This window comes from Cobetia sp. D5 (assembly GCF_035666195.1).
Lineage (GTDB): Bacteria > Pseudomonadota > Gammaproteobacteria > Pseudomonadales > Halomonadaceae > Cobetia > Cobetia amphilecti.
Genome location: NZ_CP142020.1, coordinates 989,278 through 1,006,233, shown reverse-complemented (window position 1 = coordinate 1,006,233; position 16,956 = coordinate 989,278). Strand labels below are relative to the sequence as shown.

Annotated in this window: 12 protein-coding genes; 2 read left to right on the top strand and 10 right to left on the bottom strand. The window is 63.9% G+C overall.

All coding sequences use genetic code 11. The annotated features are described in order from the left end of the window. Positions 1–232: 232 nt before the first annotated feature. Positions 233–1,681, bottom strand: a complete 1,449-nt coding sequence (locus tag U0O11_RS04270; RefSeq protein WP_043331922.1) for a glyceraldehyde-3-phosphate dehydrogenase — start codon at positions 1,679–1,681, stop codon at positions 233–235. 596 nt (positions 1,682–2,277) lie between these two features. On the opposite strand from U0O11_RS04270, the gene mfd reads away from it, so the two are divergent. Further along, positions 2,278–5,805, top strand: a complete 3,528-nt coding sequence (gene mfd, locus U0O11_RS04265; protein ID WP_324691845.1) for a transcription-repair coupling factor — start codon at positions 2,278–2,280, stop codon at positions 5,803–5,805. 206 nt (positions 5,806–6,011) lie between these two features. On the opposite strand, the gene U0O11_RS04260 is transcribed toward mfd, so the two are convergent. From U0O11_RS04260 to U0O11_RS04235, 6 genes are all read right to left on the bottom strand, one after another. After that, entirely contained in the window at positions 6,012–6,749 is a 738-nt protein-coding gene (locus U0O11_RS04260) for an S-methyl-5'-thioinosine phosphorylase (protein ID WP_192838413.1), read from the bottom strand. A 222-nt stretch (positions 6,750–6,971) separates the two neighbouring features. Then, the gene (locus tag U0O11_RS04255; RefSeq protein WP_043331927.1) at positions 6,972–7,553 is read right to left on the bottom strand and encodes a hypoxanthine-guanine phosphoribosyltransferase; all 582 of its coding nucleotides are present in this window, start codon (positions 7,551–7,553) and stop codon (positions 6,972–6,974) included. Continuing rightward, entirely contained in the window at positions 7,534–8,880 is a 1,347-nt protein-coding gene (locus U0O11_RS04250; protein ID WP_324691842.1) for a mechanosensitive ion channel family protein, read from the bottom strand. The genes U0O11_RS04255 and U0O11_RS04250 overlap by 20 nt, the downstream gene beginning before the upstream one ends. Before the next feature lie 48 nt (positions 8,881–8,928). Next, on the bottom strand, positions 8,929–10,074 hold the full coding sequence (nagZ, locus tag U0O11_RS04245; protein WP_324691840.1) for a beta-N-acetylhexosaminidase: 1,146 nt from the start codon (positions 10,072–10,074) through the stop codon (positions 8,929–8,931). 259 nt (positions 10,075–10,333) lie between these two features. Beyond that, positions 10,334–10,876, bottom strand: coding sequence for a L,D-transpeptidase family protein (locus U0O11_RS04240; protein ID WP_442872639.1), 543 nt, complete (start codon positions 10,874–10,876; stop codon positions 10,334–10,336). Continuing rightward, positions 10,876–11,553 carry a TetR/AcrR family transcriptional regulator gene (locus U0O11_RS04235; RefSeq protein WP_324691838.1) on the bottom strand — a complete coding sequence of 226 codons (678 nt, stop codon included), beginning with the start codon at positions 11,551–11,553 and terminating at the stop codon, positions 10,876–10,878. Before U0O11_RS04235 ends, U0O11_RS04240 begins: the two co-directional genes overlap by 1 nt. A gap of 566 nt (positions 11,554–12,119) precedes the next feature. Here U0O11_RS04235 and lexA point away from each other — a divergent pair. Beyond that, complete coding sequence (gene lexA, locus U0O11_RS04230; RefSeq protein WP_043332079.1) at positions 12,120–12,749, top strand: transcriptional repressor LexA; 630 nt, start codon at positions 12,120–12,122, stop codon at positions 12,747–12,749. Positions 12,750–12,866: 117 nt separating this feature from the next. On the opposite strand, the gene U0O11_RS04225 is transcribed toward lexA, so the two are convergent. From U0O11_RS04225 to topA, 3 genes are all read right to left on the bottom strand, one after another. Continuing rightward, positions 12,867–13,106, bottom strand: a complete 240-nt coding sequence (locus tag U0O11_RS04225) for a hypothetical protein (protein ID WP_052384340.1) — start codon at positions 13,104–13,106, stop codon at positions 12,867–12,869. Positions 13,107–13,358: 252 nt separating this feature from the next. Next, the gene (locus U0O11_RS04220) at positions 13,359–13,838 is read right to left on the bottom strand and encodes a DUF6586 family protein (RefSeq protein ID WP_324691835.1); all 480 of its coding nucleotides are present in this window, start codon (positions 13,836–13,838) and stop codon (positions 13,359–13,361) included. After that, positions 13,838–16,480, bottom strand: a complete 2,643-nt coding sequence (topA, locus tag U0O11_RS04215; RefSeq protein WP_107335351.1) for a type I DNA topoisomerase — start codon at positions 16,478–16,480, stop codon at positions 13,838–13,840. Before topA ends, U0O11_RS04220 begins: the two co-directional genes overlap by 1 nt. Positions 16,481–16,956: the final 476 nt, after the last annotated feature.

The following is a 16,956-nucleotide window of genomic DNA, read 5'->3' as shown; positions in this document are numbered from 1 at the left end:
CAATGTGAATGCTTTTCTTATCAGACGGTTGGAGGTGTAGCCCAGAGATTGGACCGGCCCAAAAAAATCCGGCTCATTATAAAGATGCGAGGCCGGAAAGACCATACGACACTAAAGTGGTGCACACGCCGAAAACGCCAACGCCCCCGCCATCATTGAGGGCGGGGGCGTTGTAACAGCAGGTATTTATTTCAATTTTTCGCAAGTCACGCCACAGACGCGGCGCATTGACTCAGCGCGTCGGGAAGTAGCTGAAACGCACGTTGGACATGTGCTGCAGAATACGCACCACCTGACAGCTGTAACCGAACTCGTTGTCGTACCACACGTACACGACGGCCTGCTTGTCGGTGACGATGGTCGCCTGGCCATCGACGATGCCGGAATGGCGGTTGCCGACGAAGTCCGAGGACACCACTTCACAGGAATCGACGTAATCGATCTGCTTCTGCAGCGAGGAATGCAGCGAGGCGGTGCGCAGGAAGTCGTTCATGCGCTCGGCGTCGCTTGCGGTGTTCAGCGTCAGGTTGAGGATCGCCATCGAGACATTGGGCGTCGGCACGCGGATCGCGTTGCCGGTCAGCTTGCCGGAAAGCTCCGGCAGCGCCTTGGCGACGGCCTTGGCGGCTCCGGTCTCGGTCAACACCATGTTGAGGGCCGCGGCACGGCCACGACGATCACCACTGTGGAAGTTGTCGATCAGGTTCTGGTCGTTGGTGTAGGAGTGCACCGTCTCGACGTGACCCTGGCTGACACCGTACTCGTCGTGCAGCACCTTCAGCACCGGCACGATGGCGTTGGTGGTACAGGAGGCCGCGGAGATGATGCGGTCATCATCGCTGATGTCGGTGTGGTTGACGCCGTAGACGATGTTCTTGAGATCGCCCTTGCCCGGTGCCGTCAGCAGCACCTTTGCCACGCCCTTGCACTCCAGATGCTGACCCAGGCCCGCTTCGTCACGCCACTTGCCGGTGTTGTCGACCACGATGGCGTTGTCGATGCCGTGCGCGGTGTAATCGATCTCGGTGGGCGAATTGGCGTAGATGATCTTGATGTAGTTGCCGTTGACGATCAGCGCCGAGTTTTCTTCATCGACGGTGATGCTGCCCTCGAAGGGACCGTGCACCGAGTCGCGACGCAGCAGGCTGGCCCGCTTCTCCAGATCATCCTTGCTGCCACGCACCACGATGGCGCGCAGACGCAGCAGGTTACCGCCGCCGGCCTTCTCGATCATGATGCGCGCCAACAGGCGACCGATACGCCCGAAGCCATACAGGACGACGTCCTTCGGGTCGCCGCCCATGCCGCCTTCGACATAGCCACCGACGATGTCGGCCAGCTCACGCTTGAGGAAGGCGGTGATGTCCGTCTCGTCAGAGCGCTTGAAGGCGACCGCCAGCTTGCCAATATCGACGTGGGCCGGGCCCAGGTTGAGCTCGATCATCGCGCGCACCAGCGGGAAGGTATCTTCCACTGACAGCTCGACGCCTTCGGCCTTGCGCACCCAACGGTGGTTCTTGAGGATGCGCACCATCGAGCGATTGATCAGCGAACGCCCGTAGATGGAGGGCACGACGTTGAAGCGGCGGTAGAGATCTCCCAACAGCGGGATCATCTGCTCCGCGAGGGCTTCATTGTCCTGCCACTGCTTGAAACAGGCTTCGAGATTCTCTTGGCTCACGGGTGCATCCTCTCACGTGCGGGCAAATAATGATGGTCGTCACCGAGCGCTTGGCGACGCCGGACAAGGCCAGCTGAGTATGCGTAACGCGGCTATGCACCACAATGAAAGGATGGTCGCACGCAGGGTAGTAGTGCTACAGAATCAACGATTTGACTACAAAAGCGTTTCCCCCATCCCGCGCTCGGCCATCTGTGTCCACGGTGCTGAAAAGCACATCACTTGCCCCCATATAGCGACTGACTTGCTATGATCAAGCGCGACTCCTTTCATGGCGGCGACTGACGTTGCAGCCCCTTGCGCTGCGACAGCTTGCGTTGAAGCGCGCCTGGCAAGCCAAGGCATCGCGTCTGCCTTGTCGCGCTCATGAGTATTCTGCGCGCTATTGAATGTGCCGCGCGCTCACCAATGTGCCGTGCACCCGAGAGACTGCCTTGCGCCCATGAGTCGCTCAGCGTCATCTGCATGCGTGGGCCGCTCATCGTGAGCGACTGACCCAGCACCTTATTCACTCGGGCCCTGCCCGTGACGTCATCCCGTGCCGTGAACGCCGCAAGGCGTTGCGCCCAAGCCCAGGACACAAGACACCAGAGCCCATGTTCGAGACTCCGCTGACGCCCCCGTTGCCGCGCTCGCGCCGCGAAACCACCTTTTGGATGCTCAATGACCCCAGCGCCGCGGCGCTGGCGCTGGCGCGCCTGGCCGATGCCGATGAAGCGCCGCTGATGGTCATCACCCCGGACACCGCCAGCGCCCAGCGCCTGGAAGCCGACCTACGCTTCTATACGCGCCATCCCGAGCGCCTGCTGCCCTTCCCCGATTGGGAAACGCTGCCCTACGACAGCTTCTCGCCGCACCAGGACATCGTCTCAGAGCGTCTGCGCACCCTGCGTACCCTGCAGACCAGCCGCCGCGCCATCGTGCCGGTGCCGGTCAACACCCTGATGCAGCGCCTCGCGCCGGTGGATTACATCGCAGGCCAGGTCTTCAGTCTCGCCAAGGGCGACATCCTCAATCGCGAGGACTTCCGCTCACGCCTGTCGCGAGCCGGTTACCGCGCGGTGGAGACGGTCTACGAGCCGGGCGAATACGCCCTGCGCGGCGCATTGATCGACCTGTTCCCCATGGGCAGCGAGCAGCCGCTGCGCATCGACCTGTTCGATGACGAGATAGACACCCTGCGTGCCTTCGACCCTGACACCCAGCGCAGTGGCGACAAGGTCGAGGCGATCGAGATTCTGCCCGCGCATGAATACCCGCTGACGCGCGGCGCCATCGCCTGCTTCCGCGAGGGCTTCGAGACGCTGTTCGATGTCGACCCGCGCCAGTGCATTCTCTACAACGACGCCATCAAGGGCATTCCCTCGCCGGGGCTCGAGCAGTACCTGCCGCTGTTCTTCGACGAGACCGCGACGCTCTTTGATCACATGGGCGACGAGCTGCGCATCGCCATGCTGCCCGGCGTGCGCGAGGCGGCCGAGAGCCACTGGGACGCCATCACCACCCGCTACGCCAATCTGGGCGTCGACCCGACACGCCCGCTGCTGCCACCGCACCGCGCCTTCGTGCCGGTCAATGAGCTGCTGGGCCTGATCAAGCAGCACGAACGCATCGAGCTGGTACGTGAGCCCAATGCCCACGCCATCGAATTCGGCCACCAGACCCTGCCGAGCCTGGCCATCGATGCACGCAGCGCCGACCCGACCCAGGCCCTGGCCAGCTTCCTCAAGCTACGCCTGAACGGTGAGCATGCCCAGCGCGTGCTGTTCGTCGCCGAGACCCAGGGCCGCCGCGAAGTCGTCGAGGAGCAGCTCACCCCGCTGCTGCGCGGCTTCGGGCTGCGCAGCCTGGATGACTTCGCAAGCTTCGAGCACTTCGTGGATAGCCCAGCCGCCGTCGGCCTGACCGTCGGTGGCCTGACGCATGGCACTTGGGTGGCCAGCGCGCAGGCAGAAGATGCGCTGTCCAGCGATGACAGCGACAGCCACAAGGGGCTGGTGGTCATCACCGAGACCGAGCTCTACGGCGAAGTGGTACGTCAGAGCCGCCGCCAGGCGCGCGCCACCGATGACAACGAGCTGGCCGTGCGCCACCTCTCGGAGCTGCGTGAAGGCGCGCCGGTGGTGCACCACACCCACGGCGTCGGCCGCTATCTGGGGCTGGAGACCATCAACGCCGGGGGACAGGAGGCCGAGTTCCTCGCGCTCGAATACGCCGATGGCGCCAAGCTCTACGTACCGGTGGACAGCCTGCACCTGATCTCGCGCTATTCCGGGGCCAGTGACGAGCTGGCACCGCTGCACAAGCTGGGCTCCGAGCAGTGGGAGAAGGCCAAGCGCAAGGCCGCCGAGAAGATCCGCGATACCGCCGCCGAGCTGCTGGATGTCTATGCACGCCGCGAGGCGCGTGTCGGCCATGCCTGCGACTTCCCCGCCGAGGACTACGCACGCTTCGCGGCCAGCTTCCCCTTCGAGGAAACCCCGGACCAGGCGCAGACCATCGGCGCGGTGATCCAGGACATGTGTGCGCCCCAGCCGATGGACCGCGTGGTATGTGGCGATGTCGGCTTCGGCAAGACGGAAGTCGCGATGCGCGCCGCCTTCCTCGCCGTCAACTCCGGCCGTCAGGTGGTGGTGCTGGTGCCCACCACCCTGCTCGCCCAGCAGCACTACGACAACTTCCGCGACCGCTTCGCCGACACCGCGGTGGAGATCGCCCTGCTGTCGCGTTTCACCAGCGGCAAGGGCCAGGAAGCCTCGCTCGAGCGCATCAGGAACGGCCAGGCCGATATCGTGATCGGCACCCACAAGCTGCTCTCCAAGTCGCTGGAGCTGCCCAACATGGGGCTGCTTATCATCGATGAGGAGCACCGCTTCGGCGTCTCCCAGAAGGAGCGCCTCAAGAGCCTGCGCGCCGAGGTCGACATCCTGACCCTGACCGCCACGCCGATTCCGCGCACGCTGAACATGGCGATGAGCGGCATCCGCGACCTGTCCATCATCGCCACGCCGCCGGCGCGCCGCCTGTCGGTGAAGACCTTCGTCCAGCAGCGCAACGACGGCGTGGTCAAGGAAGCCATCCTGCGCGAGCTGCTGCGCGGTGGGCAGGTCTACGTACTGCACAATGAGGTCAAGACCATCGAGGAGAGCGCCGCGCGCATCGCGGAGCTGGTGCCGGAAGCCAATGTCGGCGTCGCCCACGGCCAGCTGCCGGAGCGCAGCTTGGAGCGGCGCATGTCGGACTTCTATCACAAACGCTTCAACGTGTTGGTGTGCTCGACCATCATCGAGACCGGCATCGACATCCCGAGCGCCAACACCATCATCATCGAGCGCGCCGACAAGTTCGGTCTGGCCCAGCTGCACCAGCTGCGTGGCCGCGTCGGGCGCTCGCATCACCAGGCCTACGCCTACCTGCTGACCCCGCATCCCAAGGCGATGACCCGCGATGCGGTCAAGCGCCTGGAAGCGATCAGCGAATCCCAGGACCTCGGCGCCGGCTTCACGCTGGCCTCCCATGACATGGAGATCCGCGGGGCGGGTGAGCTGCTGGGTGACGAGCAGTCCGGCCAGATGGAAACCATCGGCTACTCGCTGTACATGGAGATGCTCGATCGCGCCGTGAAGGCCATCAAGGCGGGCAAGACGCCCAATATCGAGTCGCCGCTGGATGAAGGCGTCGAGGTCAGCCTCAATCTGCCGGCACTGATTCCGGCCGATTATCTGCATGACGTCCAGCAGCGCCTGATGATGTACAAGCGCATCAGCAACGCCGAGAACGCAAGCGACCTGCGCGAACTTCAGGTCGAGATGATCGACCGTTTCGGCTTGCTGCCGGAACCGGTCAAGACGCTGTTCCGCCAGACCCAGCTGCGCCAGCGCGCCCAGGCGCTGGGCATCATCAAGCTGGAGGCCGGCGCCGGGCGTGGTCGCATCATCTTCGGCGCCCAGACGCCAGTCGATCCGCTGACGCTGGTCAACCTGATCCAGCGCCAGTCGGATGTCTACAAGCTGGAAGGCGCCGACACGCTGCGTTTCGCCACCGACATGAATGACGCCGAGGCGCGCTTCAGCTTCTGCGAGACCTTGCTGGACCTGCTCAACGCCAAGACCAAGGCGGCCTGACGCGCAGGCGCCTGGGGCAAGGTCGTGAACTTGAGCATGAGCAAGAGCTTGAACGAAAAATGAAAACGGCCTGCATCGTAGATGCAGGCCGTTTTTTTTCGTGCGGGCATACCCTCTACACGCTCTACACCCTCTACACGCCCTACCTACACCACCGCCTACCTACAACCATCGCCTCCCCCACTCTCCTCCAGAGGTCAGGCAGCTCAGGCACGGCGTGCCAACAGCGTCGCCAGCAAGCGCTGCACCCTGGGCATGCCGGCCTCGATCACGGATTCCGTGCCTGCGCGGGTCGGCTCCTCTTCGCCGACGCCCGCGGCATGGCTGATCACCAGACACAGGCTGGCGTATTCCATCTCGAGCTCGCGCGCCAGCACGGCCTCGGGCATGCCCGTCATGCCGACCAGCGTATTGCCATCGCGCGCCATCAGGCGGATCTCGGCGGCAGTCTCCAGCCGCGGCCCCTGCACCACGCCCAGCACCCCGCCGGCCGTGAGGGGCAACCCCGCCTCGGCGGCCGCCGCATGCAGCTCCTCACGCCAGACCCGGTGATACGGCCAGGCGAACGACACATGCTGGAACGGCTTGAAACGCCCATCGAAGAACGAGCCCTCGCGGCCGGTGGTGTAATCGATCAGCTGGTCCGGCACCACCAGCGTGCCCGGGGCCAGCGTCGGGTCGATGCCGGACACGCAGTTGACTCCCACCACATGGGTCGCGCCCGCCTGCTTGAGCGCCCACAGATTGGCGCGATAGTTGATGCGATGCGGCGGCACCTTGTGCGGTTGACCATGACGGGCCAGAAACAGCAGCGACTGCCCATTCAGTCGCCCTTCCACGACACCACAGGAGGCCGCCCCCAGGGGCGTTTCCTGCCCGCCGCGCCTGAGCACTTCCATGCCTGACCAACTGCCGAACCCCGTCCCACCGATCACCGCCAGCATCGCCCGCCTCCTTGCCACCCATGTGCAGGAATCTCCCGGGACCGGACACCCCGATCCTCAGCGAACGCTACTCCGAGCCAACCGGCAACGACAAGCACAATCGTCACGCTCTGCGCCAGGAGAACAGAAAAGGCCCCGAAAACGACACCACCCGCCGCGGTTGCCCGGGCGGGTGGTGAACGAATGTCATATCGCGGGATGGCGGCTGCCATCCAGCAAATCTTACAGACCCTTGGGCGCGTAGATGCCCGGCGCGTTACGCCAATAGCCCTTGTAGTCCATGCCGAAGCCGAACAGGAAGCGGTCTTCGACGTCGAGACCACAGAAATCGGCCTTGAAGCCCGGATAGGCCTTGCGGTCATGCTTCTTGTCGACCAGCACACAGCTGGATACGCTGCGCGCACCGGCTTCACGGCAGTACTCGAGGATCGCGGCCAGGGTGCCACCCTCATCGAGGATGTCATCGACGATCACCACGTCGCGACCGGCCATCGGCAGCTCCGGGTTGACGCGCCAGAACAGCTCGCCGCCGCGCATCGCGCCACGGTAGCGAGTGGCGTGCAGATAATCGACTTCCAGCGGGAAGTCGAGGCGGGTCAACAGCTGGCCGGCGGTGATCAGGCCGCCGTTCATCACGCAATAGAAGATCGGCATGCGATCGCCGAGGCGTTCCGTCAGCTCAACGGCCATGCGGTCGAGTGCCACTTCAAGGTCAGCTTGCGGGATCAGGCAATCGGCATTGTCCATCACCTCACGCATTTCGTCATGCAGGGCGGTGAGGGTCTCAGGCGTCGGAGTCAGCATCGGGAGTTTCCTGGGTGTCACTGGCCTCATCTCCACGCCGGACGGGCGCAGAGGAGGATGTAGCAGCGGCGGTTGAATCAGAACGGCGGCGGGACCCGCGCGTCTGCGTGTCTGATGACGCCGCGGCATGCTCTGCCTCGGCATCGTGTTCATGGTGGCGTCCTTCGAAGGACAGCACATCGGCAAAATGCAGACGCTGACCCGGCAGCGCCACCTGGGCATCATGCTCACGGATGATGTCGTGCACCCTGAGCAGGACATCCTGCTTGATCGCGTGGTACTTAACCCAGTCGGTGGTGCGCGTGAAGACATAGACGAAGAAGTTCAGCGAATGCTCACCGTAGGTGGTGAAGTTCACGATCTGGGTGCGCGTCTGGTCGATCTCGTCATGGCCTTCCAGCATCTCGCGTACCGCGGCAACGATGGGGCCGACCTGGGCGGCATCCTCATAGCGCAGCCCCACGGTCTCGAAGATACGGCGATTGTACATGCGCGACGGATTCTCCACCGAGATGCTGGTGAAGATGGCGTTCGGCACGTAAAGGGGCCGCATGTCGAAGGTGCGAATGCGCGTCAGGCGCCAACCGATATCCTCGACGGTGCCCTCGATCTCGCGGTCCGGTGAGCGGATCCAGTCGCCGACCTTGAAGGGCCGGTCGAGATGGATCATCAGGGCACCGAAGAAGTTGGCCAGCAGATCCCGCGCCGCAAAGCCGACCGCGATACCGCCGACACCCCCGAAGGCCAGCACCCCGGACAGCGAGACGCCGAGATTCTGCAGGATGGCCAGCCCCACCAGCACGACTACGACCGCCCGCAGCAGCTTGCTGATCGCCGAGGCCGTGGTGGCATCCATCGCGTTGACGTTGGTGCCGGGCGGCGGCATGGTGCGCAGCGCCTCGAAGCGCTTGACCATGCGGATCAACGCCCAGGCTAGTGCCAGCAGGGTCACGATCTGGCGCGCCGTGCCCAGGTACTTCTCGGCCCCGCCGAGGCTGAACTGGCCGGCGATGATGCCGAGCGCCAGCAACACCCCCATGCTGTAGAGCCAGAATGACAAGGGATGACGCAGGCCATGCACCAGGGCGTCATCCCACAGGTTGCGACTCTTCTCGGCATGCGTCGCCAGGCGGCTGAGCACCACTCGCTCGATGAGGTGCAGCAACAGCACCGCCAGCAGCAGCAGAGCGAGATTGATGCCCCACAGCGGCAGACCAAAGGTCTGCTCGACCCATTGGCGCAGCGGCTCGACCCATTGATTGATCATCTCTTCGGCGGGCGCTGCCAGCTTGTCGGCAGCAGCCTCGGTGGCGGATTGCTCAGCCATGGGAATTCCTTGCCAGTCTTCGACTCGAAAAAGGCACCGCGTGCCTGATTATTGCGCGCTACCGGACTCAGAGGCCGACCGTGCGTCAGACGACTCGGCGCCGCCTAGCGTGCCCGAGGGCATGGCAGCCTGCTGTGATGCCTGACTGGCCGCCATCGATTCGAGCCGCGCGTGGGTGCGCCGCCAGCGTGCCAGCCCCACCAGGCCATCCAGCGTCGGACGAGCTCGCGCATAGCGCAGCCGCGCCTGGCGCTTGCCACGGTGGCGCTGCTCATCGTCATCGAGGCTGTCGAGCACTTCGCGCGCGGCGGCCGGGTCATTGCAGACCAGCGCCATGTCGCAGCCGGCGTCCAGCGCCAGGCGCGCACGCTCTGCCGGACCACCTTCCGCGACAGCCGCCGCCATGCCGAGATCATCGGAGAAGATGGCGCCCTTGAAGCCGAACTCTTCGCGCAGCAGACCCAACCAGCTGGGCGAGAAGCCCGCGGGACGTGCATCGAAATCCGGATAGATCACATGCGCCGGCATCACGCCGCCCAGACGCTCGGCGAGGGCCGCGAAGGGCTTGAGGTCATGCTCGCGCAGCTCGCGGAACGGCCGCGGGTCGACCACGCGCTCCAGATGGGTATCTGCCGAGATGCCACCATGCCCCGGGTAATGCTTGCCGACGGCGGACATGCCCGCCTCCTGCAACCCGTCAATGAAGGCGCCGCCCACCGCGATGACGTCTTCCGGCGTGGCGCCGAAGCTGCGATCGCCAATGATGGTCGAGCCCGCCACATCGATATCCAGTACCGGCGCAAAGGTGATATCACAGCCGATGGCTGCCATTTCCATGCCCAGCAGCCAGCCGGCATCGCGTGCCAGTCCCAGGCCTGCGGCCTGGGCGTCTTCGCCGCAACCCTCACAGTCACGGCCGAGGCAGCACTGTGCCAGGCTGCGCATCGATGGCAGGCGTGTCACACCCTCGCGCAGACGCTGGACGCGCCCGCCTTCCTGATCGATGGCGATCAACAGGTGCGGATTGACGCTGCGAATCTCGCGGCTCAGCTCCAGCACCTGTTCGGGAGAGGCGCAATTGCGCGCAAACAGGATGACGCCCCCGACGGCAGGGCGTGCCAGCAGTTCACGTTCGTCGCGGGCGAGGGTCAGCCCCGCAACATCGACCATTACGGAGCCCAGTGGCTGTGTCATGTCATCCTTCCTGTCCATGGCCTGCGGCAGTGATATCCCGTGAAGAGAGGAATCACGACCGCCAGGACTTCATGTCTTTTACGGGGCTCGGCAGCCTGGAAGAAACGTGATGAATCAGGCTGCCAGCGCGAGGAAAGGCGCAATTCTAGCCGACTGAACCCCTATCGAACAGTCGCGGCCAGCTGCGCCCCGGCAAGGGGCTGTCACGTAGATTCCGGTGACAGCTCATGGAGGGTATCAGACTCGGACACCAACCCCTTCAGGCATGCAGCAGCACCGGGGTGCCGGGCACAGCCTCGGCAAAGAGTCGCAGCAGGTCGTCATCACGCAAGCGAATGCAGCCGTGGGACGCCGCTACCCCCATGGGCTCAGTGCTGGGCGTGCCATGAACATAGATGTAGCGGCGCAGGCTATCGACCCGCTCGCCGCGGGCATTGCGACCACGATTGACGCCGGACTCGCGGCCGCTGAGCCACAGAATGCGCGTCAGGATCCAGTCTCGCTCAGGATGCTCGGCAGCAAGCTCGGGCGTGAACACCTCGCCCGTGAAGCGCCGGCCGCGATAGACGGCGCCACACGGATTGCCCGCCCCGATGGCGGCACGAATCACATGCCAGCCGGTTGGCGTGCAACCGCTGCCGTCGAGCTCGCCGATACCGTTGAGGCCGCTGGAGATCGCGCAGGCGTGCACCAGCGCCTCAGGGTCAGCCGCGGGGGGCGGCGCATCACGACTGCCACTCGGCATGTCACTGCGTACCTCAAGGCTTTGGCGCGAGAGGTCCACCGCTACCCAGCAGGCCATCAGCTGGCCGCCTGGGTGACCGCCTCACCATCCCCGAGCGTGGCCGGCAACGGCGCTGCCATCGCCGCGACGACCACTGGACGCATGTGCTGGATCAGCTCGCGCACCGTGGTGTGATGGCCGTACTCGGCCTCCTCGATATCGCGCAGCGCATCCAGGCCCGAGAAGGTGAAGATCACGCTGCCGAGCATGAAGTGCAGACGCCAGAAGCGCTCGTTGTCAGGCAGATCAGGCGTCGCCAGCTTCAGAAGCTCGGCGAAGCGGCTGAAGACCGTGCCGTAGTGCTCGCGGATATAGCGCCGCATGTGGCCCTGACCCTGGGTATAGGCAAGCCCGAGCAGGCGCATGAAGGTACGCAGGCTGTTGCGCTCGGCCGGCACCTCCAGCACGGTACGCGCCATCACCTCCAGCAGGACCTCCAGCGGCACCTGACGCCCGGCGTATTGCTGCTCGATGCTGTCGAGTGCCGCGTGGAAACGCTCACTGAAAGGGTCGAGATAGCGCGCGAAGACCGCCTGGATCAGCGATTTCTTGGAGCCGAAGTGGTAGTTCACCGCCGCCAGATTGACCTTGGCCTTGCTGGTGATGTTGCGCAGTGAGGTCTCGGCGAAGCCGCGCTCGGCGAACAGCACCTCGGCAGTATCGAGGATGCGGGTAACGGTATCGGTCTGGGCCATGGGCGGAACCCTTGTCAGGTAGAAAAGGACTGGAGTCGTAGGTCACGGCGCAAGCCCCGCGCGGCGACTCTCTCATGAGGTGGTGCAGGTTCACCGCAAGGCGCGTTCGATCATGGCACCCGTGAGCACTACCATCGGCGAACATTCGTTTGAAACACTTTGATTCTAGCGCGCCATGCCATGACTGACAATTCTCTCGCGTTTCAAACGCCAGAGGTTTAGCCAAGCCTGATATTCCCTCAACGCTGACCATCCCGATTCAAGGGCTCGTCATGCTCGGTGACTGTCCACCCCGCCAGAGCCAGGCCGGGTTCATCTCCAGACATTCATCTCCAGACATTAATCTCCAGACATTCACTTCCAGACATTCCCATCAAGAAAGAATGCCTCGGATATCGGCACGAAAAGTCGCCAGACAGCGATATCTCGGCGACTACCTGCCCTTTGAGGCCACCACGCAAGCCACGATGCCTTGCATGACCGCCATGACTGGATACAATGACAGTTGTATGGATGCACACCCCGTGCCGTCAGCTCAAGATGCCGCCCAGGCCAAAGGCAATGCCATGACCCAGCCGCTTACTCCGCGCCAGCAGGATGTCTTCGACTTCATCATCAAGACCATCAAGTCCTCTGGCTACCCGCCGACGCGGGCCGAAATCGCCCAGGCGCTGGGCTTCCGCTCACCGAATGCTGCCGAGGAGCATCTGCGTGCCCTCAAGCGCAAGGGCGCCATCGAGATGGTGCCGGGCACCTCTCGCGGCATTCGCGTGCCGTCGCTGGCTGACGTCGACGACAGCGCCAACGATGGTCTGCCGGTGATCGGGGAAGTGGCCGCCGGCAGTCCGATTCTTGCCAGCGAGCATATCGACCGTCACTGCCCGCTGCCGAGCGACTACTTCTCGCCGGCTGCCGACTACCTGTTGCGCGTGCGCGGCGTGTCGATGAAGGACGTGGGAATTCTGGAAGGCGACCTGCTGGCCGTGCACCGCACCAGCAGCGTGCGTGACGGACAGATCGTGGTGGCACGTCTGGGGGATGAAGTTACCGTCAAGCGCTTCCGCCGTGACGGGCACTACGTGTGGCTGGAAGCCGAGAACGAGGACTTCTCACCGATCAAGGTCGACCTGCGCACGGACAGCCTGGAGATCGAGGGTCTCGGAGTGGGCGTCATCCGCGATGGCGGCCTGCACTGAGACCTTGACCAGCAGCGCTCTTCTCGCAAAGCTCTGAGCAACAGAAAAGCCGCACGTATTGCACAAAAAAACCCGCCTCGAGGCGGGTTTTTTTGTGCGCGAAGCACGAGCGATGAATCAGTGCACGATGCCTTCCGACTGCTCGTCCTCGTCTTCTTCGCCATCCCAGAGGCGAGTCCGGGTGATGGCGTGGTCGATCATCTCACGCGCGACCTCGAAACGATTGTCACGCAGCAGATCAGCGGCCTCGTCCGAAATGCGAATGCTGAGCAGCGGCTCACCTTCGCTTTCCGCGGCGCGCAGAATCACTTCACCATCTTCCATTTGCACAATTTCAAGTACGGCGGGATCGGACACGTCATTCCTCCTGCACGGCATCTCGCGAGATACCGGCGTCGTTGTAATCGTCAGCGCGACGGCTGGCAAGCCCGGCACCGCGTTGCCATCAGCGACGCAGAAAAAAGTACGACCACAGCCAGAGCCATGGTCGTACCGGAGAATGCAGGGCTTGCCACAATGCGATCAGTCTAGCACCCGTGAAGGCGAAACGTCACCCGATTGCCATGCGCCAGTCATCACCAGCGTGCAGCGCCAGATCAACGCCTTGACCTACCACTCGACACTCGACTCGCGCAGCTGCGGCAGCAGCGCCTTGAATGCCGTGATGGCGGCACTGAGACGCTCGGCCAGCGAGGCGCTCGAGGCTGCCGCGATGATCAGACCATCACCACGCGAACGCGATTCTTCGCGGCGCGCGACACCGCCTTCTTCATGCAGGCGGGCCACATCCGCGACCAGCTCAGACAACCAGCTGTCGGAACGCTCCAGCAGACTGCGCAGCTGCTCGACCTCGGCGATGGGCGTCGGTGGCGACGCCAGACGCTCGCGCCAGCTACCCTCTGGCCAGCGCGCCGTCACGGCACACTCTTCCAGCAATGACGCCAGCGCCAGCTCCAGCAGGGCGAGCGCGCCCTCTTCACCGGCCATGCGACGCGCCACGGCATGCTCATCGTCGCCAGAGGCTGCTGACTGGGCCAGCAGCAACTCGGCCTGATACAGCAGCTGATTGGTACGGGCACGCTGGCTCATCAGCTCTTGGCCCCCTTGCGCTTGTCCTCGACGACCCAGCGACCGTTGTCGTAGGTCGCCTTCCAACCGGTCGCCTTGCCTTCCTCATCGGTCATGACGTACTGAGCCTTGACCTTGCGCGAGAAGCGAATCTGCGCCGGACGTCCGTCCGGGTCCTGATCCGGGGCTTCGAGAATGAAGTGATACTTCTCCGGCAGCTCGTCGGCATGCGCCTTGAGCTCCTTGACCAGCGGCGGACGCGTCTCGCGATTCTTGGGGAACTGACTGGCCGCCAGGAACAGGCCACTGGCGCCATCGCGCAGCACGTAATGGTCCTCGACCTTGACGCAGGCAAGCTCCGGCATCGGAATCGGGTCCATCTTCGGCGGCGCCACCTCACCGGACTTGAGCAGCTTGCGGGTATTCTTGCAATTCTCGTTGGTGCAGCCGAAATACTTGCCGAAACGCCCGGTCTTGAGCTGCATGTCAGAACCGCACTTGTCGCACTCGATCACCGGGCCATCGTAGCCCTTGATACGGAACTGACCTTCCTCGACCTCGTGACCGACACAGTCCGGGCTATTGCCGCAGACGTGCAGCTTGCGCTGCTCATCGATCAGGTAGCTGTCCATCGCGGTGGCGCAGATCGGGCAGCGACGCTTGGCGCGCAGCGCATCCGTCTCGGCATCTTCACCGGCATCGGCCGCCACGGCTTCATCGCCCGGCAGCAGATCGATGGTGGTCTTGCAGCGCTCCTTGGGCGGCAGGTTGTAGCCGGAACAACCCAGGAAGACCCCGGTCGAGGCGGTACGAATCTGCATCTCACGCCCACAGGTCGGGCAGGCGATGTCCGTCGGCACCGGCTGGTTGGGACGCATGCCCTCTTCGGACTGGGCGTGGTCCAGCTCGGCCTTGAACTCGGCGTAGAAGGTGTCCAGCAGCTCGCGCCAGTTGCGTCCGCCGTTGGCCACCTCATCGAGATAGTCTTCCATGCGCGCCGTGAAGCCGAAGTCCATCAGATCCTTGAAGGACTCGCTGAGGCGATCGGTGACGATATCGCCCAGCTTCTCGGCGTAGAAGCGACGGTTTTCCAGCGCCACGTAGCCACGGTCCTGGATGGTGGAGATGATGGCGGCATAGGTGGATGGACGACCGATACCGCGCTTCTCCAGCTCCTTGACCAGACTGGCCTCGGTGTAACGCGCCGTGGGCTTGGTGAAGTGCTGCAGCGGCTGCAGCTCGACCAGGTCCAGCTTCTCGCCGATGGCGAGGTCCGGCAGCGACTGGTCCTCTTCCTTCTTGCCCATCGGCTTCATGACACGCGTGTAACCGTCGAACTTGAGCACACGGCCCTTGGCGCGCAGCTCGTAGCCATCCACTTCGATGGTCAGCGTGGAGGACAGGTATTCGGCCGGCAGCATCTGACAGGCCACGAACTGACGCCAGATCAGCTCATACAGGCGCTCGGCGTCACGCTCCATGCCGGCGAGATCGGTGGCGCGGCGCGACACTTCGGAAGGACGAATCGCTTCGTGAGCCTCCTGGGCGCCTTCCTTGCTGGAGTAGACGTTGGCCGCTTCCGGCAGGTAGTTGCTGCCGTATTCTTCGCTGATGAAGTCGCGCGCCGTGGCCACCGCGTCCGCCGACAGATTGGTCGAGTCGGTACGCATGTAGGTGATGTAACCCGCCTCGTAGAGACGCTGGGCCATCATCATGGTCTTCTTAACCGAGAAGCCGAGACGACCACTGGCCGCCTGCTGCAGGGTCGAGGTGATGAACGGCGCGTTCGGCTTGGAGCGCGTCGGCTTGTCTTCACGATTGGTGATCGCGAGCTTGGCCGTGCGCAGCGCCGCGATGCGGTCCATCGTCTCCTTCTCGCTGGTCGGACGGAAGGCCTTGCCATCCTGACGCGCCAGCTCGAAACGGATCGCTTCACCACTGGCGGCGGCCAGCTCAGCGTGGACATCCCAGAACTCTTCGGGGATGAAGGCGCGGATCTCGCGCTCACGCTCGACGATCAGACGCACGGCAACCGACTGCACGCGACCGGCGGACAGGCCACGAGCGACCTTGGCCCACAGCAGCGGCGAAACCATGAAGCCGACGACGCGATCCAGATAGCGGCGTGCCTGCTGGGCATGCACGCGGTCCATCTTCAGTTCGCCCGGCTCATCGAAGGCCGCCGTGATCGCCTTCTTGGTGATCTCGTTGAACACTACGCGCTTGTAACGCGAATCGTCGCCACCGATGGTCTCGCGCAGGTGCCAGGCGATCGCCTCACCTTCGCGGTCCAGATCCGTCGCGAGATAGATGGTGTCGGCTTTCTCGGCCAGACGCGTCAGCTCGGAAACGACCTTTTCCTTGCCGGGCAGAATCTCGTAATGCGCCTCCCAGCCATTCTCCGGGTCGACCCCCATGCGGCGGATCAACTGGGTCTTGGCCTTCTGCGCCTTGTGAGCCGCCTTGACCTCAGGCGACATCTTGCGAGTCTCCGCCGCCTGACGGGCACGTTCCTTGGGGTCGGTGGCCTGCTTGCCGCTACCGCTGGTCGGCAGGTCGCGGATGTGCCCGACACTCGACTTCACCACGAAGTCGTTGCCGAGATACTTGTTGATGGTCTTGGCCTTGGCGGGCGACTCGACGATCACCAGTGACTTGCCCATGGTTGCTCGCATCTCCTGGCCGGCGCTGATTGCGCCGGCGAATGACTCGTCGCGCTGGGTTTTGTCCCAGCCGAAAAATGCGCCTACCCTACCCCAGCATTTCAGCGCTGACCAGCAATGTTGAGACTGACGCCTCGACAGGGCGGCTCGACAGGTCGCCTCTGCGACAGCCTCGAGACATGCCATGCCACCCGCCATGTCAGCGTGCGGCTTGCGCCGAATGACATCGACAGCCGTCAGGCATGTGGTCGTGGCAATCCGGCATTCGAGCCGGGTTTGAGCATAGGTCATCAGCGCATGGCAGCGGTCAACGGGTCCGATACACGGGGCCGGTACAGGGTCTGCGCTGGGCCGATGAGCGGAAATTTCGCTCAGCAGGGTATTGCCACTATATAGGTAGCACTGGAATGGCTGTCAGTGAAAGCCAGCCGGCGGACATTGGCGTGACGGGGCGATCACCACGACGTTGCCGAAGA